This window comes from Corynebacterium uberis, from assembly GCF_020616335.1.
Taxonomy (GTDB): domain Bacteria; phylum Actinomycetota; class Actinomycetes; order Mycobacteriales; family Mycobacteriaceae; genus Corynebacterium; species Corynebacterium uberis.
In genome coordinates, this window is the sequence record NZ_CP085051.1 from 432,673 (window position 1) to 450,982 (window position 18,310).

Annotated in this window: 25 protein-coding genes; 23 read left to right on the top strand and 2 right to left on the bottom strand. The window is 64.1% G+C overall.

Annotated elements, in window-relative coordinates:
- Positions 1–160: 160 nt before the first annotated feature.
- The 5 genes from rplN (at position 161) to LH390_RS01985 (ending at position 4,233) form a co-directional block, all read left to right on the top strand.
- On the top strand, positions 161–529 hold the full coding sequence (rplN, locus tag LH390_RS01965; RefSeq protein ID WP_227280845.1) for a 50S ribosomal protein L14: 369 nt from the start codon (positions 161–163) through the stop codon (positions 527–529).
- Positions 530–844, top strand: a complete 315-nt coding sequence (gene rplX / locus LH390_RS01970) for a 50S ribosomal protein L24 (protein ID WP_227280844.1) — start codon at positions 530–532, stop codon at positions 842–844. It abuts the gene before it with no gap.
- Complete coding sequence (gene rplE, locus LH390_RS01975; protein WP_227280843.1) at positions 845–1,429, top strand: 50S ribosomal protein L5; 585 nt, start codon at positions 845–847, stop codon at positions 1,427–1,429. It begins immediately after the preceding gene.
- Between the two features lie 438 nt (positions 1,430–1,867).
- A complete protein-coding gene (locus LH390_RS01980) occupies positions 1,868–3,298 on the top strand; it encodes a lipase family protein (protein WP_227280842.1) in 1,431 nt (476 codons plus the stop codon).
- Between the two features lie 149 nt (positions 3,299–3,447).
- Positions 3,448–4,233 carry a formate/nitrite transporter family protein gene (locus LH390_RS01985; RefSeq protein ID WP_227280841.1) on the top strand — a complete coding sequence of 262 codons (786 nt, stop codon included), beginning with the start codon at positions 3,448–3,450 and terminating at the stop codon, positions 4,231–4,233.
- A 23-nt stretch (positions 4,234–4,256) separates the two neighbouring features.
- Here LH390_RS01985 and fdhD read toward each other — a convergent pair whose 3' ends face one another.
- Both fdhD and LH390_RS01995 read right to left on the bottom strand, forming a co-directional pair.
- Complete coding sequence (gene fdhD / locus LH390_RS01990; RefSeq protein WP_227280840.1) at positions 4,257–5,084, bottom strand: formate dehydrogenase accessory sulfurtransferase FdhD; 828 nt, start codon at positions 5,082–5,084, stop codon at positions 4,257–4,259.
- A gap of 3 nt (positions 5,085–5,087) precedes the next feature.
- Positions 5,088–5,381, bottom strand: a complete 294-nt coding sequence (locus LH390_RS01995) for a DUF6457 domain-containing protein (RefSeq protein WP_227280839.1) — start codon at positions 5,379–5,381, stop codon at positions 5,088–5,090.
- A gap of 354 nt (positions 5,382–5,735) precedes the next feature.
- On the opposite strand from LH390_RS01995, the gene rpsH reads away from it, so the two are divergent.
- The 18 genes from rpsH (at position 5,736) to LH390_RS02085 (ending at position 18,264) form a co-directional block, all read left to right on the top strand.
- Entirely contained in the window at positions 5,736–6,134 is a 399-nt protein-coding gene (gene rpsH, locus LH390_RS02000) for a 30S ribosomal protein S8 (protein ID WP_227280838.1), read from the top strand.
- Positions 6,135–6,151: 17 nt separating this feature from the next.
- Entirely contained in the window at positions 6,152–6,688 is a 537-nt protein-coding gene (gene rplF / locus LH390_RS02005) for a 50S ribosomal protein L6 (RefSeq protein WP_227280837.1), read from the top strand.
- A 2-nt stretch (positions 6,689–6,690) separates the two neighbouring features.
- Positions 6,691–7,098: a 50S ribosomal protein L18 gene (gene rplR, locus LH390_RS02010; protein ID WP_227280836.1), complete on the top strand. Its 408-nt coding sequence runs from the start codon at positions 6,691–6,693 to the stop codon at positions 7,096–7,098.
- Positions 7,099–7,138: 40 nt separating this feature from the next.
- Entirely contained in the window at positions 7,139–7,765 is a 627-nt protein-coding gene (rpsE, locus tag LH390_RS02015) for a 30S ribosomal protein S5 (protein WP_227280835.1), read from the top strand.
- Between the two features lie 5 nt (positions 7,766–7,770).
- Positions 7,771–7,956: a 50S ribosomal protein L30 gene (gene rpmD, locus LH390_RS02020; protein ID WP_227280834.1), complete on the top strand. Its 186-nt coding sequence runs from the start codon at positions 7,771–7,773 to the stop codon at positions 7,954–7,956.
- A 7-nt stretch (positions 7,957–7,963) separates the two neighbouring features.
- Positions 7,964–8,413, top strand: a complete 450-nt coding sequence (gene rplO, locus LH390_RS02025) for a 50S ribosomal protein L15 (RefSeq protein WP_227280833.1) — start codon at positions 7,964–7,966, stop codon at positions 8,411–8,413.
- 429 nt (positions 8,414–8,842) lie between these two features.
- Positions 8,843–10,168: a preprotein translocase subunit SecY gene (gene secY, locus LH390_RS02030; RefSeq protein WP_227280832.1), complete on the top strand. Its 1,326-nt coding sequence runs from the start codon at positions 8,843–8,845 to the stop codon at positions 10,166–10,168.
- Positions 10,165–10,719, top strand: a complete 555-nt coding sequence (locus LH390_RS02035; protein ID WP_227280831.1) for an adenylate kinase — start codon at positions 10,165–10,167, stop codon at positions 10,717–10,719. The genes secY and LH390_RS02035 overlap by 4 nt, the downstream gene beginning before the upstream one ends.
- 160 nt (positions 10,720–10,879) lie before the next feature.
- Entirely contained in the window at positions 10,880–11,683 is an 804-nt protein-coding gene (map, locus tag LH390_RS02040; protein WP_227280830.1) for a type I methionyl aminopeptidase, read from the top strand.
- Between the two features lie 60 nt (positions 11,684–11,743).
- Positions 11,744–12,502 carry a L,D-transpeptidase gene (locus LH390_RS02045; RefSeq protein ID WP_227280829.1) on the top strand — a complete coding sequence of 253 codons (759 nt, stop codon included), beginning with the start codon at positions 11,744–11,746 and terminating at the stop codon, positions 12,500–12,502.
- Between the two features lie 26 nt (positions 12,503–12,528).
- Positions 12,529–13,146: a S1 family peptidase gene (locus LH390_RS02050; RefSeq protein ID WP_227280828.1), complete on the top strand. Its 618-nt coding sequence runs from the start codon at positions 12,529–12,531 to the stop codon at positions 13,144–13,146.
- Positions 13,147–13,322: 176 nt separating this feature from the next.
- The gene (gene infA, locus LH390_RS02055) at positions 13,323–13,541 is read left to right on the top strand and encodes a translation initiation factor IF-1 (protein ID WP_018118368.1); all 219 of its coding nucleotides are present in this window, start codon (positions 13,323–13,325) and stop codon (positions 13,539–13,541) included.
- Positions 13,542–13,736: 195 nt separating this feature from the next.
- Positions 13,737–14,105, top strand: a complete 369-nt coding sequence (gene rpsM, locus LH390_RS02060; protein WP_227280827.1) for a 30S ribosomal protein S13 — start codon at positions 13,737–13,739, stop codon at positions 14,103–14,105.
- Between the two features lie 3 nt (positions 14,106–14,108).
- Entirely contained in the window at positions 14,109–14,513 is a 405-nt protein-coding gene (rpsK, locus tag LH390_RS02065; RefSeq protein ID WP_227280826.1) for a 30S ribosomal protein S11, read from the top strand.
- Between the two features lie 22 nt (positions 14,514–14,535).
- Positions 14,536–15,141, top strand: coding sequence for a 30S ribosomal protein S4 (gene rpsD, locus LH390_RS02070; protein ID WP_227280825.1), 606 nt, complete (start codon positions 14,536–14,538; stop codon positions 15,139–15,141).
- Between the two features lie 143 nt (positions 15,142–15,284).
- Complete coding sequence (locus LH390_RS02075) at positions 15,285–16,298, top strand: DNA-directed RNA polymerase subunit alpha (protein WP_227280824.1); 1,014 nt, start codon at positions 15,285–15,287, stop codon at positions 16,296–16,298.
- A 40-nt stretch (positions 16,299–16,338) separates the two neighbouring features.
- Positions 16,339–16,902 (top strand): 50S ribosomal protein L17, encoded by a 564-nt coding sequence (gene rplQ, locus LH390_RS02080; protein WP_227280823.1) that lies wholly within the window; start codon positions 16,339–16,341, stop codon positions 16,900–16,902.
- 474 nt (positions 16,903–17,376) lie between these two features.
- Positions 17,377–18,264, top strand: coding sequence for a PRC and DUF2382 domain-containing protein (locus tag LH390_RS02085; RefSeq protein ID WP_227280822.1), 888 nt, complete (start codon positions 17,377–17,379; stop codon positions 18,262–18,264).
- The last annotated feature ends 46 nt before the right edge of the window (positions 18,265–18,310 follow it).

Here is an 18,310-nt window from a genome sequence, read left to right on the forward strand (position 1 = left end):
CGTTTCCGAGCCGCCGCGCCGAGACCCTCCGACCAGCAAGGTTCGGCGTCTCACCTGCGGCAAGACCACAGGCAGATGTGTCACGCAAGAGAACAGTAATAGACCGCGTGCGTACAGGCCGGAAATCTGGCGCACAGTAATCCAGGTCAGGAGACCAGCAGTGATTCAGCAAGAATCGCGTCTGAAGGTCGCCGATAACACCGGTGCCAGGGAGATCCTGTGCATCCGCGTGCTCGGCGGCTCTACCCGACGCTTTGCCGGTATCGGTGACACGATCGTCGCCACCGTCAAGGAAGCCACCCCGGGTGGCAATGTCAAGGCCGGTGAGGTTGTTAAGGCCGTCATCGTGCGGGCGAAGAAGGAGACCCGTCGCGTGGACGGCTCCTACATCGCTTTCGATGAGAACGCCGCCGTTCTGATCAAGAACGACAACGAGCCCCGCGGCACCCGTATCTTCGGGCCCGTGGCGCGCGAGCTGCGTGAGAAGAAGTTCATGAAGATCGTGTCCCTGGCACCGGAGGTGATCTAGTTGAAGATCCATAAGGGCGATATGGTCCTGGTTATCTCCGGCCCCGACAAGGGTGCCCGCGGCAAGGTGATTCAGGCTTTCCCGAAGAACAGCAAGGTCCTCGTTGAGGGCGTTAACCGCATCAAGAAGCACGTGGCCAACTCTGCTCCGGAGCGTGGCGCCGAGTCCGGCGGAATTGTCACCCAGGAGGCGCCTATTCACGTCTCCAACGTGATGGTGCTGGATTCTGACGGCAACCCGACGCGCGTGGGCTACCGTTTCGATGAGAACGGCAAGAAGGTCCGTATCTCGCGTCGCAACGGGAAGGACATCTAAATGAGCGAGAACTACACCCCCCGTCTCAAGACCGTCTACCGCGACGAGATCCGCACCAAGCTCAATGACAAGTACGTCTACGACAACGTCATGCAGATCCCTGGCCTGACCAAGATTGTGGTCAACATGGGTGTCGGCGACGCTGCTCGTGACTCCAAGCTCATCAACGGTGCCATCGAGGATCTGACCGCGATCACCGGCCAGAAGCCGCAGATCCGCCGCGCGAAGAAGTCGATTGCTAACTTCAAGCTGCGTGAGGGCATGCCCATCGGCGCGAAGGTCACGCTGCGTGGCGACCGCATGTGGGAGTTCCTCGACCGCCTGCTCACCGTTGCGCTGCCGCGTATCCGCGACTTCCGCGGCCTGTCTGACCGCCAGTTCGACGGCCACGGCAACTACACCTTCGGCCTGACCGAGCAGACCATGTTCTATGAGATCGACGTGGACAAGATTGACCGTCCGCGCGGCATGGACATCACCGTGGTCACCTCCTCGACCAACGACGAGGAAGGCCGCTCGCTGCTGCGCCTGCTGGGCTTCCCCTTCAAGGACGCCGAGGGCAAGATGCAGGCCAAGGAGGCCTAGTCTTCAGCTTTCACAGCTGTAACACTCGAAGGCGGATCCGCGTGCAGCGGGTCCGCCTTTGTGTTGCTTATCGACGCCCCTGTCGCCGGGCACCCGGCACGCACGCTGCGGCGAGAACGGGGGTGGGGGAGATGGCGGTAGCGCAGCGGAGGGGCGGTGAGGGGGTCGAGCGGGGGGAGTTGCGGGGGTAACCGGATCGGCGGTGTACACGCAGAATACTGCCCAAATTCTGTTATAGTCTGTAACTGCTAATGTCTAGACATCTTTAGGCTTTGGTGTCCCTTGCTGCCAGTACCGTCTACGCCGACTGTCACTGCCCGCCGGCGGCCCACGTTTCCCGCGGTAGCAAGGGGGGTACCGCTAGCGATCCAGCGCCGCGCAACCAGGCGCTCGACAGTAGGAAAGCGAGAAAGCTCTATGAAAAGGACTGCCATTGCAGTGCTGACAGCGTCAGTGTTGGTCGGCTCCACCATCACCGCGACCGCGGCACCAGAGCCGCTGTTGAGCTCGGACAAGAACAAGGAAGCCAGCTCCGTATTCATCCCGCAGGACCTGGTTCCCGATCACGGCCAAGGCTCCTCCGTCACCGACCCCCTAGGCACCCAGTTCAACGGCCCGGAAAAGGGCGCCCCCTTGGGTGGCTCCTCCGTGGTGCAGCCGGACGGCGGGTTCTTTGCCAATGACCAGGACCTCACCGGCAAGGCACCCGGCGAGATCATCGGGTCCCGCGAGCTGAACTACTCGCTGGCAGGCCTACCCACGCCCCTGCGGGTGGTGCAGCTGAAGTTTGTCACCACCGACGGGTTGGGCAGGCCTGCCATGGGTATTACCTCCGTGGTCAAGCCCCCGCGCAACAGCATCAATAAGGTGCTGTCCTTCCACTCCGTGTATGACTCCCTCAACCCGGAGCACAGCCCCTCCCGCGCCATCCAGGGCAACCTGCAGCTGGGCACCATGGCCTCCATGACCGAAACCGCGGTGCTGTTGCCCTTCCTGGAACAGGGCTACACCGTGGTGGTCACGGACATTGAAGGCCAACAGGCAAACCTGGGCGCCGGGCCCGTGTACGGCACGAACACGCTCGACGGGCTGCGCGCGACGCTCGCCTCCCCGCTGACCGGGGTGACTGCTGACGCGCCGATCGGCCTGCTCGGCTACTCCGGCGGCGCCATCGCCACCAACTGGGCGGCGCAGCTGGCGCCGTCCTACGCGCCGGACATCAATGACAACCTGGTCGGGGCGGCTTCGGGCGGCCTGCTGGTCAACCCGATCACCAACATCGCCTACCTGGATGGCGCCGGCAACTGGTCGCCGCTGTTGGCCATGACCATCGTGGGCCTGAGCCGGGAGTACGGGATCAACCCGGAGCCCTACCTGTCGGACTACGGTATGGAGGTCTACCGGCGTCTGGAGCACGCGACCATCCTGGAGGTCTACGCGCTGCACCGGCACATGACCTGGGGCTCGCTGTTCAAGCCGGAGTACCAGGACCCGCGCTCCATCCCGGAGCTGGTTGAGGTGCTCAACAAGGTCAACCTGGGCCTGGCCCCGGATCCCACCGTGCCCTTCTTCTACGGCCAGGCCAACGCCGGCTACCTGGATGGCACGGCCACCGGGGGTCCGGGCGTGGGCCACGGCGACGGCGTGATGGTCACCGGCGATACCCGCACCCTGGCACGCAAGGCGTGTGCCGCGGGCGTGCCGGTGGACTACCGCGAGTATGACAACGTCAGCCACACCATGGCTTTCGTCGCGTGGTACCCGGCGGCGACGGCGTGGATGCTCGGCCGCTTCAACGGCCAGCCGGCGCCGAATACGTGTGCGTCGATTCCGGAGGGCAACGATCTCTCCGCCATCAAGCCGCTGTAGCGTGGGCGTATCCTCCCCCGGCGGTCCCCAATATGGGGGCGCCGGGGGAGTGTGCGTGAGTCCGGCGCACGCGCATGCGGCGTGGTCCTTTACACTTTTGTGCGGTTGCCGTGTGCGCCGATTTTTCACCTCACATAAGGAGTCAAGGGATGAGCCTGAACGAGACTGTCACCGCGGGTGTGGCTAAGAAGGTCGATCTGATTAGCCAGGACTGGGGGAGGTTTGCCACCCGGGCGACGCTGGCTGGCGCGTATCTCACGCTGGGTACGGCGTTTGCGGGGGTCGTGGGCCAGGCGGTCAATCAGGTCGCGCCGGGCTTGGGCGGGGTGGCCTTCGCCCTGTTCTTCGGCCTGGGGCTATTTTGCATTGTCATCCTCAATGCGGAGCTTGCTACCGGGGACATGATGTTCATGATCTTCGGGGCTGTGCGTCGCCAGATCTCGTGGGGACGAGCTTTCGCCGTCATCGGGGTGGCCACTTTGTTCAACCTGGTGGGCGCGGTAGCAGTGGCCGCGGTGCTGGGCTGTTCGGCAAAGCTGTCCGGGATGGGGGCGGATCACCTGATCTATACGCTGACTGAAGGCAAGTTGGGTAAGTCTCCGGTGCAGTTGCTCGTGGAGGGTATCGGAGCGAACTTTGTGGTCAACATGGGCATTGTGGGCGCGCTGTTTGCCAAGGACATTGTGTCCAAGTTCGTTGTGTTGGTCCCGGTGATTGCCATCTTTGTGGGCTTGGGCTTTGAGCACGTTATTGCCAACTTCTCGCTGGTGACCACCACGCTGTTTGCCGCGGACTCCTTGAGCTCGCCGGTGGATGCGGCCCACATTCTGACCAACTGGGCGTTGGTGTGGGTGGGCAATGTGCTCGGCGGCGGGTTCCTCATCGGCGGGGTGTACGCGTGGCTGAATGCGGGCCCGGAGGCCTACCGCGACTAGGCGTTGAGCGCGGTAGCCGGGGCCTAGTCGGTCAGTTCGCCCGAGTAGAGGTTGAAGCGGTCGCCGCGGGCGAACCCGATGAGGGTCAGCCCGAGCTCGCGGGCGAGGTCGACGGCCAGCGAGCTTGCCGCGGAGACGGCAACGAGCGCCCCGAACCCGGCCATGGCCGCCTTTTGTACCAGCTCGAAGGACGCCCGGGAGCTCATCACTAGGATTCGGTTGTGGGCGGGCACGGCATCGGCAGCCAGCAGCGCTCCGATGACCTTGTCGGCGGCGTTGTGTCGGCCGATGTCCTCGCGCACAACCAGCGCGTCGCCGGCGGTGCTAAATGCGCCGGCGGCGTGGAGTCCGCCCGTGCGGCGGAAGCCCTGCTGGTGTTCGCGCAGCATGTCCGGCAGCCGGGCGACCAGGTGCGGGTCGAGGGGCAGGGGGGTTACCCGGCCGGCGGCCCGGCTCATCACGTGGTCGATGGAGGTGGATCCGCACACCCCGCAGGCGGAGGTGGTGGCGGTGGTGCGAATGAACTCGGGGCCGGGGGCGCGGGTGTGGGGGGCCAGCGTGACGTCGAGGACGTTGTAGGTGTTGGTGCCCTGCGGTCCGGTGGCGCCGGCGCAGTATCGGGCCTCGGCGACGTCGTCACGCGTGGCGATGATGCCCTCGGAGAGCAGGAAACCGTGCGCCAGCTCCACGTCGTGGCCGGGGGTGCGCATGGTGGTGGTGATGGTCGTGCCGCCGACGCGCAGTTCGAGCGGCTCCTCGCCGGCGACGCGGTCGGCGCGGCGGTCACAGGAGACCGACTCGCCGTCGATGCGCACGTGGGTGACGGCGAGGGAGGGGGTAATCCGCGACATGTACTAGGAGTCCTGGGGGTCGGTGTAGTCGGCGACGAGCCGGCGGATGTGGGTGATGCGGTCACGGGCGGCGTCGGCAGTCGCCTGCGGGCTGTCCACGGCAGAGGTGCCGCGCCCGGTGGCCAGCCCAACGAGGAACGCCGTGAGCGGGGCGGCGGGGCGGGAGGGCCCGTGGGCGACGTCGCGAGTCAGATCGAGCAGCTCGCCGGTCAGCTGGGTGACCACGCGGGGGTCGAGTTCCAGGGCCTGTGCAGCGGCGGTGAGCCATCCGTGTGCGGAGCGATCGGGTTCGGTCATGGTCAAACTCCTTGTCCAGTGCGTGCGGTGTGCCCCCAACTATAGGGAGTTCTGCGCTTATCGACGCCCCACCTCCCGCAGGTCCCGCGGCCCGCGCCACCATTTGCCAGGGTTGGCGGCGGCGGTGTATCGTAGCCGGTCGGACTTGTGCGCGGTGCGTACAGGCCCCTTTGCACTGAATACACCTACTTTGTTGTAGGCCCCCCGCCATCACGCGGACCGAGTGGGAAGCGGCAGCGAGCACCCCGGGTTATTGAGCCTGTGGGAGCGCTAAGTGGCCCGAAGGAACACACGGAAAACGCTTCCATGGTGGGTTAGGGAACCGCAGCGAGAAAGGCATGAAGGTCACTACCTATGACCATGACTGATCCTATTGCCGACATGCTGTCGCGCGTGCGCAACGCAAACCATGCGCACCACGACTCCGTGTCGATGCCCTCCTCCAAGCTCAAGGCGAACATCGCCGAGATCCTCAAGCAGGAGGGCTACATCACCGACTACAAGGTTGAGGACGCCAAGGTTGGCAAGACCCTGTCCATCGACCTGAAGTACGGCCCGCAGCGCGAGCGCTCCCTGTCCGGGCTGCGCCGCGTGTCCAAGCCGGGCCTGCGTGTGTACGCGAAGTCCACCGAACTGCCGAAGGTCCTGGGCGGCCTGGGCGTGGCGATCATCTCCACGTCTCAGGGTCTGCTGACCGATCGCCAGGCGAGCGAGAAGGGCGTAGGCGGAGAAGTTCTCGCCTACGTCTGGTAAGGGAGGTATGACACAGTATGTCTCGAGTTGGTAAGGCTCCTATCGCCATCCCCTCCGGGGTGGAAACCTCCATCGACGGCCAGACCGTCGAGGTCAAGGGCCCCAAGGGCACGCTGAGCCTGGACGTCCCGCAGCCCATCACCGCGGTTGTGGAAGACGGCCAGATCGTTGTCTCCCGTCCGGATGACAACCGCAAGAGCCGCGCCCTGCACGGCCTGTCGCGCTCCCTGATCAACAACCTGGTTGTTGGCGTCACCGAGGGTTACACCATCAAGATGGAAATCTTCGGCGTGGGCTACCGCGTCCAGGCCAAGGGCAAGGACCTGGAGTTCTCCCTGGGCTACTCGCACCCGATCCTGATCGAGGCGCCGGAGGGCATCACCTTCGCCGTCGACGGCAACACCAAGTTCTCGATCTCGGGCATTGACAAGCAGAAGGTCGGGCAGATCGCCGCTAACATCCGTCGTCTGCGGAAGGACGATCCCTACAAGGGTAAGGGCATCCGCTACGAGGGTGAGCAGATCCGCCGCAAGGTCGGAAAGACGGGTAAGTAAGCATGAGCAACAACGCAGAACAGAACCAGAAGCGCACTCCGGTGGGCAAGGATATCTCCTCGCGTCGCCGTGCCGCCCGTGCACGCCGCCACGTCCGCGTCCGCAAGACGCTGCGCGGCACCCCCGAGTCCCCGCGGCTCGTGGTGCACCGCTCGTCCCGCCACATGCACGTTCAGATCATCGACGATTCGATCGGACACACCCTGGCCGCCGCCTCCTCCATCGAGCCTGAGGTGCGCGCCCTGGAAGGTGACAAGAAGGCCAAGGCCGCCAAGGTCGGCGAGCTGGTTGCAGCTCGCGCCAAGGAGGCTGGCATCACCTCGGTCGTGTTCGACCGCGCCGGCTACAAGTACCACGGCCGCGTTGCCGCGCTGGCCGATGCAGCCCGGGAAGGTGGCCTGAAGTTCTAATGACCACCGCAATCGTGAACATCAACGGAAGGATCGCGTAATGCCGGGACGTGAACGGCGTGACGGCGGACGCTCCGCCGACGAAAACAAGAAGAACAACAACTCCGAGCGCCGTGGCGGCCGCAACGATCGCCGCAACAACCACGACGATCGGGACAAGTACATCGAGCGCGTTGTCACCATCAACCGCGTGTCCAAGGTAGTCAAGGGCGGCCGGCGCTTCAGCTTCACCGCCCTGGTCATCGTGGGCGACGGCGAAGGCATGGTCGGCGTGGGCTACGGCAAGGCCAAGGAAGTTCCCGCGGCCATCCAGAAGGGTGCCGAGGAAGCTCGCAAGAACTTCTTCCGCGTCCCCATGGTCGCCGGAACCATCACCCACCCGGTGATCGGCGAAGCCGCCGCCGGGCGCGTCATGCTCAAGCCTGCCGCCCCCGGTACCGGTGTCATCGCCGGTGGCGCTGCCCGCCCCGTGCTCGAATGCGCGGGCATCCAGGACATCCTGTCGAAGTCCCTGGGCTCCGACAACGCCATCAACGTTGTCCACGCCACCGTCGCCGGACTCAAGCAGCTGGTGCGCCCCGAAGAGGTCGCAGCCCGCCGCGGCAAGTCCATCGAAGAGGTCGCCCCGGCCCGGATGCTGCGCGCACGCGCTGGACAGGAGGCCTAAACACCATGGCACTGAAGATTACTCAGGTCCGCGGCACCGTGGGCTCGAACCCCAAGCAGCGGGCAAACCTGGAGGCCCTGGGCCTCAAGCGGATCCGCCACAGCGTGGTCAAGCCCGATAACGCTGCCGTTCGCGGCCAGATCAACGTGGTCCGCCACCTGGTCGACGTCGAAGAAGTGGCAGGGGAGTAGGTAACACATGAGCGACATCATTAAGCTCCACGATCTGCGCCCGGCCAAGGGCGCGAACAAGGCCAAGACCCGCGTCGGTCGCGGTGAGGCGTCCAAGGGTAAGACCGCCGGCCGCGGCACCAAGGGCACCAAGGCCCGCAAGCAGGTTTCCGCAGCATTCGAGGGTGGGCAGATGCCTATCCACATGCGGCTGCCTAAGCTCAAGGGCTTCAAGAACCCCAACAAGGTCTACTACCAGGTTGTCAACGTCGGCGACCTGGGCAAGGCCTTCCCGGACGGCGGCGAGATCACCTCGGCTGACATCGCAGCCAAGGGGCTGGTTCGCAAGAACGAGCCCGTCAAGGTCCTGGGCAACGGTGAACTCAGCGCCAAGCTGACCGTCACCGTTGAAAAGTTCTCCGGCTCCGCCAAGGAGAAGATCGAGGCCGCCGGCGGCACCATCACCGCCGCCAAGTAATACCCCCCCTCGGTGGTATTCCAGCCCCCGCAGCACGCCCCGCATATGGGCGCGCGGCGGGGGCTGTTGGCATTGGGGGAAAGCAGAGGGTGGGGGATACCTTTGGGCCCCGACGGGTGTACTCGAAGGGATCCTGCCGCGGGGTTTTATGCACGTGAAAATAGGTATGCCAAAGAAATGCGGGGGGAGAATCTGCCCAGGGGCTCCTAGCTGGTAGGGTGGAACAGTCAATCGTGTCTGACGTCCTTGACGCATGTCCCTCCCCACTGCGTGCAGCGGGTGGTTAAGGGCGAGAGATCGCAACAGATTTAGGTAACTCTTCGCAGGTCACGTACCTGATTGGGGTTCGGCTCACGGCGGTGGAATGATCGCGCAGCGTGCCGGATGCGCCCCGGTTAGGTGGGTGTTGCGGCGAAGCCAGGAGGATAAGTGTCCGCCATCATCCAGGCATTTAAGGATCTCGATCTTCGGAAGAAGATCTTGTTTACCGTCGCGATGATCATCCTGTACCGCATCGGTGCACAGATCCCCTCGCCGGGGGTTGATTACGCGTCTATTAGTGACAGGCTGCACCAGCTCACCGATGAGCAGGGCAGCGTCTATTCCATGATTAACCTGTTCTCCGGCGGCGCATTGCTTCAGTTGTCGGTTTTTGCCATCGGCATCATGCCCTACATCACGGCGTCGATCATCGTGCAGCTTCTCACGGTGGTTATTCCTCACTTCGAGCAGCTGAAGAAGGAAGGCCAGTCCGGGCAGACCAAGATGACGCAGTACACCCGCTACCTCACGGTGGCGCTGGCATTGCTCCAGTCCGCGGGCATTGTCGCGCTGGCGGATCGCCGCCAGCTGCTCGGCGAGGGCATTGAGGTGCTGCGCATGGACCGCAACATCTGGACGCTCATCGTCCTGGTAGTCACCATGACGGCCGGCGCGGTGCTGGTCATGTGGCTCGGCGAGCTGATTACCGACAAGGGCATTGGCAACGGTATGTCTCTGCTCATCTTCGCCGGCATTGCTACCCGTCTTCCCCGCGACGGTGTTGACGTGCTGCACACCTCCGGCGGCATGGTGTTCACCCTCGTGGTCCTGGCGGTCATCGCCCTGGTCGTCGGCGTGGTCTTTGTCGAGCAGGGACAGCGGCGCATTCCGGTCCAGTACGCCAAGCGCATGGTTGGCCGGCGCCAGTACGGCGGCAGCTCGACCTACCTGCCGCTGAAGGTCAACCAGGCCGGCGTTATCCCGGTGATCTTCGCGTCCTCCCTGATCTACATGCCGATCCTGATCACCCAGATTGTCAACTCCGGCAACCAGGGCGTGCAGGACAACTGGTGGCAGCGCAACGTGATCGCCCACCTGCAGTCCCCGTCGTCCTGGCAGTACATCGTCTTGTACTTCGTGCTCATCATCTTCTTCTCCTACTTCTACGTGTCTGTGCAGTACGACCCGAACGATCAGGCAGACAACATGAAGAAGTACGGCGGCTTCATCCCGGGCATCCGCCCCGGGCGCCCCACCGCCCGCTACCTGGCCTACGTGATGAACCGCCTGCTCTTCGTCGGCTCCCTCTACCTGGGCATCATCGCGGTGCTGCCGAACCTGGCGCTGGACATGGGCGTGGCTGGTGCCAACGGTGCGGGCATGACGGCCTTCGGCGGTACGGCTATTCTGATTCTTGTGTCGGTGGCACTGACCACCGTCAAGCAGATTGAAAGCCAGCTACTCCAAAGCAACTACGAAGGACTGCTCAAATGAGACTCGTACTCCTCGGCCCCCCCGGTGCCGGCAAGGGCACCCAGGCCGCACTTCTGTCAGAAAAGTTGGGCATTCCCCATATCTCTACCGGCGATCTCTTCCGCGCCAACATCGGCGACTCCACCCCGCTGGGGCTGGAGGCCAAGGAATACATCGACGCCGGCAAGCTCGTGCCCACGGACGTGACGGCCCGCATGGTTGAAGACCGCCTGGCACAGGAGGACGCCCGCGAGGGCTTCCTGCTCGACGGCTTCCCCCGCACCGTGGAGCAGGCGGACATCCTGGAAAAGCTGCTCGCAGGGTCCAACACGGCCCTCGACGGCGTGCTCAACTTCCAGGTCAGCGAAGACGTGGTGGTCGAGCGCATGCTCTCCCGCGGCCGCGCCGATGACAACGAGGAGACGATCCGCACCCGCCTGCAGGTGTACCGCGACGAGACCGCGCCGCTGATCGAACACTACGGTGACGCCCTGATCACCATCGACGCTGAAGGTACCGTCGAGGAGATCAACCAGCGCGCCATGGACAAGATTTCCGCACTGAAGAACTAGAGGGTCACGGACCCCCTCTTCCCCCTGGGCCCAGACCGCGGCCCCCGGAGCCACACCGCTTCGGGGCGTGGCTGCCCGGGGGCTTTGTGTTTTACGCCCTGTCAACACAGCGATGCCAGCATGGCACCGTCACCGACGACGACAACGAAAAGGAGCCCACATGGGTTTTAAGAAAACAAAGCGGATCCCGGGAAAAACCCCCGGGGAATTAGACGCGATGGAGGCAGCCGGCGCCATCGTGGGCAAGGCCCTTGTCGCGGTGCGCGACGCGGCCCGGGCGGGGGTGAGCACCGCGGAACTCGACGCCGTGGCAGAACAAACCATTCGGGATGCCGGCGCCTACCCCACGTTCTTGGGCTACCAGGGCTTCCCGGCGTCCATCTGTGCATCCGTCAATGACGTCATCGTGCACGGCATCCCCGGGGACTCCACGGTGTTGCAGGACGGCGACGTGGTCTCCATCGACTGCGGGGCGACGTTAGACGGCTGGGTGGGCGACTCCGCCTGGAGCTTCATCTGCGGCGGCGACGAGGCCGGCAGCGATCAGGCGCGCGGTCTCAACCAGGCCACCAAGTGGGTCATGGAGCAGGGCATTGCCGCGATGGTGCCGGGTGCGCGGCTCACGGACGTCTCCCACGCCCTGGAAGTGGCCACCGACGCCGCGGCACAGAAATGGGGCATCACCCTGGGCATCGTGGACGGCTACGGCGGTCACGGCATTGGCCATGAGATGCACGAGGACCCGTTCCTGGCCAACGAGGGGCGCCCCGGCCGCGGCCCGATCATCTCGGAGGGCACGACCCTGTGCATCGAGCCGATGCTCACCCTCGGCAGCGGGGACAACGCGGTGCTTGACGACGACTGGACGGTGGTCACCACCGACGGCACGTGGGCGGCTCACTGGGAACACACCGTGGCGGCTACCGCCCAAGGCCCGCGGATTCTCACCCCCCGACCGCGCTAAAAGGTTGGCTTGACGGGGCCCAATACGGCGATTGTGCGTAGAGGGTTATACTACGGAACCATGTTCTACCAGCCCCGTCACGCCAAGCCCTCGGCGACGCGCCAGCGCGTGCTCACCGCGGCTGCCGCCGGCGCCACCACCGGCGCGCTTGTCTACCTACCTGCCACGGCCAGCGCGGCCCCCGCGCTGCCGCCGGCACCGGCAATTCCCGGCTCTTCGCTCCCGGACACCCAGGAGCTCAGCTCACAGGTACAGCGTGACGCCTTGGGCGTGCGCGACCAAGTGGTCGGCCAGCTGGGGGGCTTGCCTCCGCAGCTGGCGGACCCCGCCCGGGAGGCTGTGGATGGTTCCGTAGAGGCCCTGTTTCCGGGAGCCTTAGCGCAGCGGGAGGAGCAGCGGCGCCCGGCCCCGGCGCCCCAGCCCGCACCAGCCCCGGCACCGGCTCCGGCGCCGCGTGTGGATACGGGCCCGTGCCCGCGGGAGGCTGACGCGTGCGTCGACCTGGCCGGTGGCCGCACGTGGCTCCAGGACGGCGGTGAGGTCTCCTACGGGCCGGTGCCCATGTCCGCGGGCGCTCCGTCGCCGGAGACGGCCACGCCGCGGGGGACGTTCTACGTCAACCGCAAGGTCGAGCATGACGTGTCCAAGGAGCACGATGACGCGGCGATGCCCTACTCGGTATACTTCACCAACAACGGGCACGCGTTCCATGAAGGAAACACCAACCTGTTGTCCCACGGCTGTATTCACCTACGGCACGATGACGCCGTGGTGTACTTTGATCGCCTCCAGGCGGGGGACATGGTCTACGTTTATTAATCTCTACGAGGAGTAGTGAAATCTGCATGCGTCTTCTTCGCTCGCTTGCGCTGGCCTTGGCGGCTGTTGTCGCCATGTCGGGGGTGGCCACCAGTGCGGAAAACTCCAAACTAACCTTGACCAACACCACGATGATCCGCGTGGGCATGGCCATCTGCTCGATCACGCTGGTGGACGCCACCACCGCGCTGACCGCATCCCACTGTGACCCGAAGGGCTTTAAGGTCGGCGACGTTGTCCACATGGACCGCACGCCCATTGGCACCATCGGTGCGCTGGGCAACCAGGCGGATCCCAGCTACTACGTCGACGTCGTGCGCATTGATCTGGACCCCAACACCGTTACCGTCGATCATCCCGTAGAGATCGGTCGGTCCGCCGACCTGCGCCCCGGCGATACGGTTCGGCGCGTCGGCGCGGTCAGCCAGCGCGAAGGCAGGATCGTCTCCGACGGTGCGCAGACCGGGCACTGGCACTATGGTCCGGAGAAGTACATGCTCTCCACCGCCAACGGCCGGCACGGCGACTCCGGCGGCGCCGTCTTTGACGCCCAGGGGCGCCTCGTGGGCGTGCACTCCGCGGTGCTCAGCGGAAAGCAAATGTTCGTGCCCATCGATTTTGCGGCGAAGCTGCTCCAGCGCTAAGCGCAACCCCCGCCACCGTGGCGGGGACGGGGGCGTCGATAAGCTCGGGGGGACGGGGGTTTGGTATTGCTGCTAGACGCGTGTACAGTGACCCAGGATCACATGGATAACGTGGGCGCAGTGTGCGCACACGCCGGTGATCGCACTCAGATACTCGTCAGCGGGAAGTGGAGGATATGGCAAAGGAAGGCGCCATCGAAGTTGAGGGCCGTGTCATCGAGCCCTTGCCGAACGCAATGTTCAAGGTAGAGCTTGACAACGGACACCAGGTTCTGGCCCACATCAGTGGGAAGATGCGCCAGCACTACATCCGTATCCTGCCCGAAGACCGCGTGGTCGTGGAGCTGTCTCCGTATGACCTCTCGCGCGGTCGGATTGTCTACCGCTACAAGTAGGACATTTTTCGCCTCCCCATTCCAGGCGTCGGCCCGCCCCAGCGTGGGTGATTGGGCTGACGCTGCCAACCTTTAGCCACGGTGGCTGAAGCCTTGCAAACCACGACCCACCCTCCGGTAAGGTCCGGACAACGTGTCGCGTGGCAAGGATGAACGGGGAGAAAACCACCGTAAAAACCGGAAAGGTACTGCCTAATGGCACGTCTTGCTGGAGTCGACCTCCCGCGCAATAAGCGCATGGAGGTTGCTCTTACTTACATCTACGGCATCGGCCCCGCCCGTGCCGCCAAGCTGCTTGAGGAGACCGGCGTCTCTCCCGATCTGCGCACCGATGATCTGACCGATGAGCAGATCAGCTCGCTGCGCGACGTGATCGAAGCTTCCTGGAAGGTCGAGGGTGACCTCCGCCGCCAGGTTCAGGCTGACATCCGCCGCAAGATCGAAATCGGTTCCTACCAGGGTCTGCGTCACCGCCGTGGCCTGCCGGTGCGCGGTCAGCGCACCAAGACCAACGCGCGTACGCGTAAGGGCCCCAAGAAGACGATCGCCGGAAAGAAGAAGTAACACATGCCTCCGAAGACACGCTCTGGCGCACGCCGCACTGGCCGCCGCGCCGTCAAGAAGAATGTGGCCCAGGGCCACGCTTACATCAAGTCCACCTTCAACAACACGATCGTCTCCATCACCGCCCCCAATGGCGATGTGATCTCGTGGGCCTCCTCCGGGCACGTCGGGTTCAAGGGCTCCCGTAAGTCCACCCCCTTCGCCGCTCAGCTGGCCGCTGAGAACGCCGCCCGCAAGGCGATGGATCACGGCATGAAGAAGGTTGACGTGTTCGTGAAGGGCCCGGGCTCGGGCCGTGAGACCGCTATCCGTTCCCTCCAGGCCGCCGGCCTCGAGGTCAGCTCGATCTCGGATGTGACGCCCCAGCCGCACAACGGCTGCCGTCCGCCGAAGCGTCGTCGCGTTTAAGGGAAAGGAAAGGTAAACACACATGGCTCGTTACACCGGCCCTGCAACCCGTAAGTCTCGTCGTCTCCGCGTCGACCTCGTCGGCGGGGACATGTCCTTCGAGCGTCGCCCCTACCCTCCGGGACAGGCTGGCCGCGCTCGCATCAAGGAGTCCGAGTACCTCATCCAGCTGCAGGAGAAGCAGAAGGCTCGCTTCACCTACGGCGTGATGGAAAAGCAGTTCCGCCGCTACTACCAGGAGGCCGCGCGCCTCAACGGTAAGACCGGCGATAACTTGGTCATCCTGCTGGAATCCCGCCTGGATAACGTGATCTACCGTGCCGGTCTGGCGCGGACTCGCCGCCAGGCTCGCCAGCTGGTCTCCCACGGCCACTTCACCGTCAACGGCAAGAACATCAACGTTCCTTCTTTCCGCGTTTCGCAGTATGACATCATCGATGTCCGCGATCGTTCCAAGAAGATGCTGTGGTTCGAAGAGGCCCAGGAGAACCTGTCCGACGCCGTCGTTCCGGCGTGGCTCCAGGTTGTTCCGGACTCCCTGCGCATCCTCGTGCACCAGCTGCCCGAGCGCGCGCAGATCGACGTTCCGCTGCAGGAGCAGCTCATCGTCGAGTTCTACTCGAAGTAATCATTCGCTTGTCGACGCCCCCGTGGTCCCCGCGGGCCCGCGGCGCGCCGGCATCCGGATGGTTTCATCTTCACTTCAAGCTTCATCTGTTTCGTTTCTTTCCAGCTATCGGCGTCAAATAGCGGGCGCCAAAGGAGAGTCCCATGCTCATTTCCCATCGTCCGGCCCTGACCGAGGAGTTCGTCGACGAGTCCCGTTCGCGGTTCATCATCGAGCCGCTGGAGCCGGGTTTCGGCTACACCCTTGGCAACTCCCTGCGTCGCACGCTGCTGTCCTCTATCCCGGGCGCGGCAGTGACCAGCGTGAAGATTGACGGTGTGCTCCACGAGTTCACCACCATCAACGGGGTCAAGGAAGATGTCTCTGACATCATCTTGAACATCAAGTCCCTGGTGCTGTCCTCCGACTCTGACGAGCCTGTGGTCATGTACCTGTCCAAGGAGGGCGAAGGGGAGATCACCGCCGGTGACATCCAGCCCCCGGCCGGCGTGGAGATCCACAACCCGGATCTGCACATCGCCACCCTCAACGCGCAGGGGCGTCTGGATATTGAGCTCGTTGTCGAGCGCGGCCGCGGCTACGTGCCTGCGGCAAGCACCGGCGGCGGGGAGATCGGCCGGATTCCGGTCGATCAGATCTACTCTCCGGTGCTCAAGGTCAGCTACAAGGTCGAGGCCACCCGCGTGGAGCAGCGCACCGACTTTGACAAGCTGATCATTGACGTAGAGACCAAGAACTCCATCTCCGCCCGGGACGCCATGGCGTCCGCCGGCAAGACGCTTGTTGAGCTGTTCGGCCTGGCCCGTGAGCTCAACACGCTGGCCGAGGGCATTGAGATCGGGCCGTCCCCGCGGGACGCCGAGTTCATGGCCGCCTACAACACGCCGATCGAGGACCTGAACTTCTCCGTGCGCTCCTACAACTGCCTGAAGCGCCAGGAAATCCACACCGTCGGTGAGCTTGCCGAGTGCACCGAGTCCGACCTGCTGGATATCCGCAACTTCGGGCAGAAGTCCATCAACGAGGTCAAGATCAAGCTTTCGAGCCTGGGCCTGACGTTGAAGGATGCGCCGGCGGACTTCGATCCGACGACGCTGGAAGGCTACGACGCCGCCACCGGTGACTTCGTAGACGATGAAGCCGAAGAAACCGAGTAAGAAGTCGCTCGCTCATACCAATCCACACGAGGAGTAATTAATGCCTACCCCCAAGAAGGGCGCTCGACTCGGCGGCTCGTCGAGCAACCAGCGAAAGATCCTGTCTAACCTGGCTGCTCAGCTGTTCGAGCACGGCGCGATCAAGACCACCGACGCCAAGGCGAAGATGCTGCGCCCGTACGCGGAGAAGCTCATCACCAAGGCGAAGAGAGGCACCCTGGCGGATCGCCGCGAGGTGCTCAAGAAGGTTCCGCACAAGGACGTCGTCGCCCACCTGTTTAATGATCTCGCCCCGAAGTTTGAAGGGCGTGAGGGTGGCTACACCCGCATCATCAAGCTGGAGAACCGTACCGGTGACAACGCTCCGATGTCGCAGATCTCGCTGATCCTTGAGGAGACCGTCTCCACCGCCGCCACCCGCGCCACCCGCGCGGCGGCCTCGAAGAAGGCTGCGCAGGACAATGCTGCGGCTGAGGCCGAGGCCGAGACTGAGGCTCCCGAGGCTCCCGAGGCAACTGAGGCCGAAGCCACCGAGGCCACCGAGGCCGAGGCTGTTGAGGCCGCCGAGGAGACCACCGAGTCTGCCGCTGCCGAAGAGAAGTAGCCTTTAGGTCTACTTAAGGCTGGACCCCGGCCCGCGGCGTGCCATGCACGCGACCGCGGGGCCGGGGTTTGCGCATGTTTGCCCTCCCCTTAGGGCTGCTGCCAACGACGCAACGGGACTTTTTATTCAGCCCGCGGGGGTGTTATGCAACTGTGACCAAGTCTTAAAGGTCTATCCAGAATTAGCTAGTTTTGGGGTGGGTACTACCTTCAAGTCCCTGGTCAACACATTGGGATTCCCTTTCAACGTTCATGCTTAAGCGGCCATATGGGTGCACTTCGGGGGTGTTTGGACCATGTAGCGGCTGCAATGCACCCGAGAACGCGCCTATCGTGGTGATCGGTTCCAAGGGTTGCGTTCCTTGGAACTGCGTGAAGTTAAGAACTAACTCTTTTTCGCCCGTAGATACCCGGGCGGTGCGCCGCTTTACCTGCACTGCCTTTCGGGCGAGACTCGACCATGAAAGGACACTCTATGGCTAACGAGCGTGAACTGAAGGACCTGTTCGACGCGACCGCATTCGACAACGCTGGGGAGAAGCTCGGCTCCATCAAGGAGATCTTTGTCGACGACAACACCGGCCAGCCGACCTTCGTTGAGGTTGGCCACGGCCTGTTCGGCCTGAGCTCCAGCCTGGTCCCGCTGCGTGGTGCCTCCCTGGACGGCGATGACCTCAAGCTGGCCTTCTCCAAGGACCGCATCAAGGACGCCCCCGATCAGGATGCGGACCGCAACCTGACCGGTGAGCAGCAGGAGGAGCTCTACCGCCACTACGGCGTGCAGGATGCCCCCGAGGTCAGCGGCTTCCGCACCCGTACCACTGAGACCGGCCACGGCGCCGAGTACGCCGCCGCTGGTGCAGGCGCTGGCGCTGGCGCCGGCTACGTCGCCGACAAGTCCGTCGAGGACAAGAAGGTCGCCGAGGAGAAGGTCGCCGACAAGCGCGAGGTTCGCCACGAGGAGAAGAAGGCTGCCCCGGCTGCCAACGATGGTGAGATCATCCGCTCCGAGGAGCGCCTCAACGTGGAGAAGGAGCGCGTCGCTTCCGGCGAGGCTCGCCTGCGCAAGTACGTCGTAGAGGACACGGAGACCGTCGAGGTTCCGGTGTCCCGCGAAGAGGTCCGCATTGAGCGCACCCCGATCTCCGAGGAGGAGGCCGCTAACTTCTCCGGCAAGATCGGTGAGGAAGAGGCTTCTGTGACGCTGCACGAGGAGCGCGTCAACGTTTCCAAGGACACCGTTCCGGTGGAGAAGATCAACCTCTCCAAGGAGGCGGTCCAGGACACCGAGACCGTCACCGAGACTGTCCGCAAGGAGCAGTTCGACACCAAGGGCCTCAAGGACTTCGACGAGAAGAAGTAGGGCGCCTGTAAGGCCGGATCCTGCCAGCCCGTGGACGCGCGGGTGA

What these genes read in the sequence shown, in the direction of transcription:
- rplE (WP_227280843.1), top strand. Translation starts at nt 845, where the DNA reads ATGAGCGAGAACTACACCCCCCGTCTCAAGACCGTCTACCGCGACGAG.
- LH390_RS01985 (WP_227280841.1), top strand. Translation starts at nt 3,448, where the DNA reads ATGAGCCTGAACGAGACTGTCACCGCGGGTGTGGCTAAGAAGGTCGAT.
- fdhD (WP_227280840.1), bottom strand. Translation starts at nt 5,084, where the DNA reads ATGTCGCGGATTACCCCCTCCCTCGCCGTCACCCACGTGCGCATCGAC.
- LH390_RS01995 (WP_227280839.1), bottom strand. Translation starts at nt 5,381, where the DNA reads ATGACCGAACCCGATCGCTCCGCACACGGATGGCTCACCGCCGCTGCA.
- rpsH (WP_227280838.1), top strand. Translation starts at nt 5,736, where the DNA reads ATGACCATGACTGATCCTATTGCCGACATGCTGTCGCGCGTGCGCAAC.
- rplF (WP_227280837.1), top strand. Translation starts at nt 6,152, where the DNA reads ATGTCTCGAGTTGGTAAGGCTCCTATCGCCATCCCCTCCGGGGTGGAA.
- rplR (WP_227280836.1), top strand. Translation starts at nt 6,691, where the DNA reads ATGAGCAACAACGCAGAACAGAACCAGAAGCGCACTCCGGTGGGCAAG.
- rpsE (WP_227280835.1), top strand. Translation starts at nt 7,139, where the DNA reads ATGCCGGGACGTGAACGGCGTGACGGCGGACGCTCCGCCGACGAAAAC.
- rpmD (WP_227280834.1), top strand. Translation starts at nt 7,771, where the DNA reads ATGGCACTGAAGATTACTCAGGTCCGCGGCACCGTGGGCTCGAACCCC.
- rplO (WP_227280833.1), top strand. Translation starts at nt 7,964, where the DNA reads ATGAGCGACATCATTAAGCTCCACGATCTGCGCCCGGCCAAGGGCGCG.
- LH390_RS02035 (WP_227280831.1), top strand. Translation starts at nt 10,165, where the DNA reads ATGAGACTCGTACTCCTCGGCCCCCCCGGTGCCGGCAAGGGCACCCAG.
- map (WP_227280830.1), top strand. Translation starts at nt 10,880, where the DNA reads ATGGGTTTTAAGAAAACAAAGCGGATCCCGGGAAAAACCCCCGGGGAA.
- LH390_RS02045 (WP_227280829.1), top strand. Translation starts at nt 11,744, where the DNA reads ATGTTCTACCAGCCCCGTCACGCCAAGCCCTCGGCGACGCGCCAGCGC.
- LH390_RS02050 (WP_227280828.1), top strand. Translation starts at nt 12,529, where the DNA reads ATGCGTCTTCTTCGCTCGCTTGCGCTGGCCTTGGCGGCTGTTGTCGCC.
- infA (WP_018118368.1), top strand. Translation starts at nt 13,323, where the DNA reads ATGGCAAAGGAAGGCGCCATCGAAGTTGAGGGCCGTGTCATCGAGCCC.
- rpsM (WP_227280827.1), top strand. Translation starts at nt 13,737, where the DNA reads ATGGCACGTCTTGCTGGAGTCGACCTCCCGCGCAATAAGCGCATGGAG.
- rpsK (WP_227280826.1), top strand. Translation starts at nt 14,109, where the DNA reads ATGCCTCCGAAGACACGCTCTGGCGCACGCCGCACTGGCCGCCGCGCC.
- rpsD (WP_227280825.1), top strand. Translation starts at nt 14,536, where the DNA reads ATGGCTCGTTACACCGGCCCTGCAACCCGTAAGTCTCGTCGTCTCCGC.
- LH390_RS02075 (WP_227280824.1), top strand. Translation starts at nt 15,285, where the DNA reads ATGCTCATTTCCCATCGTCCGGCCCTGACCGAGGAGTTCGTCGACGAG.
- rplQ (WP_227280823.1), top strand. Translation starts at nt 16,339, where the DNA reads ATGCCTACCCCCAAGAAGGGCGCTCGACTCGGCGGCTCGTCGAGCAAC.
- LH390_RS02085 (WP_227280822.1), top strand. Translation starts at nt 17,377, where the DNA reads ATGGCTAACGAGCGTGAACTGAAGGACCTGTTCGACGCGACCGCATTC.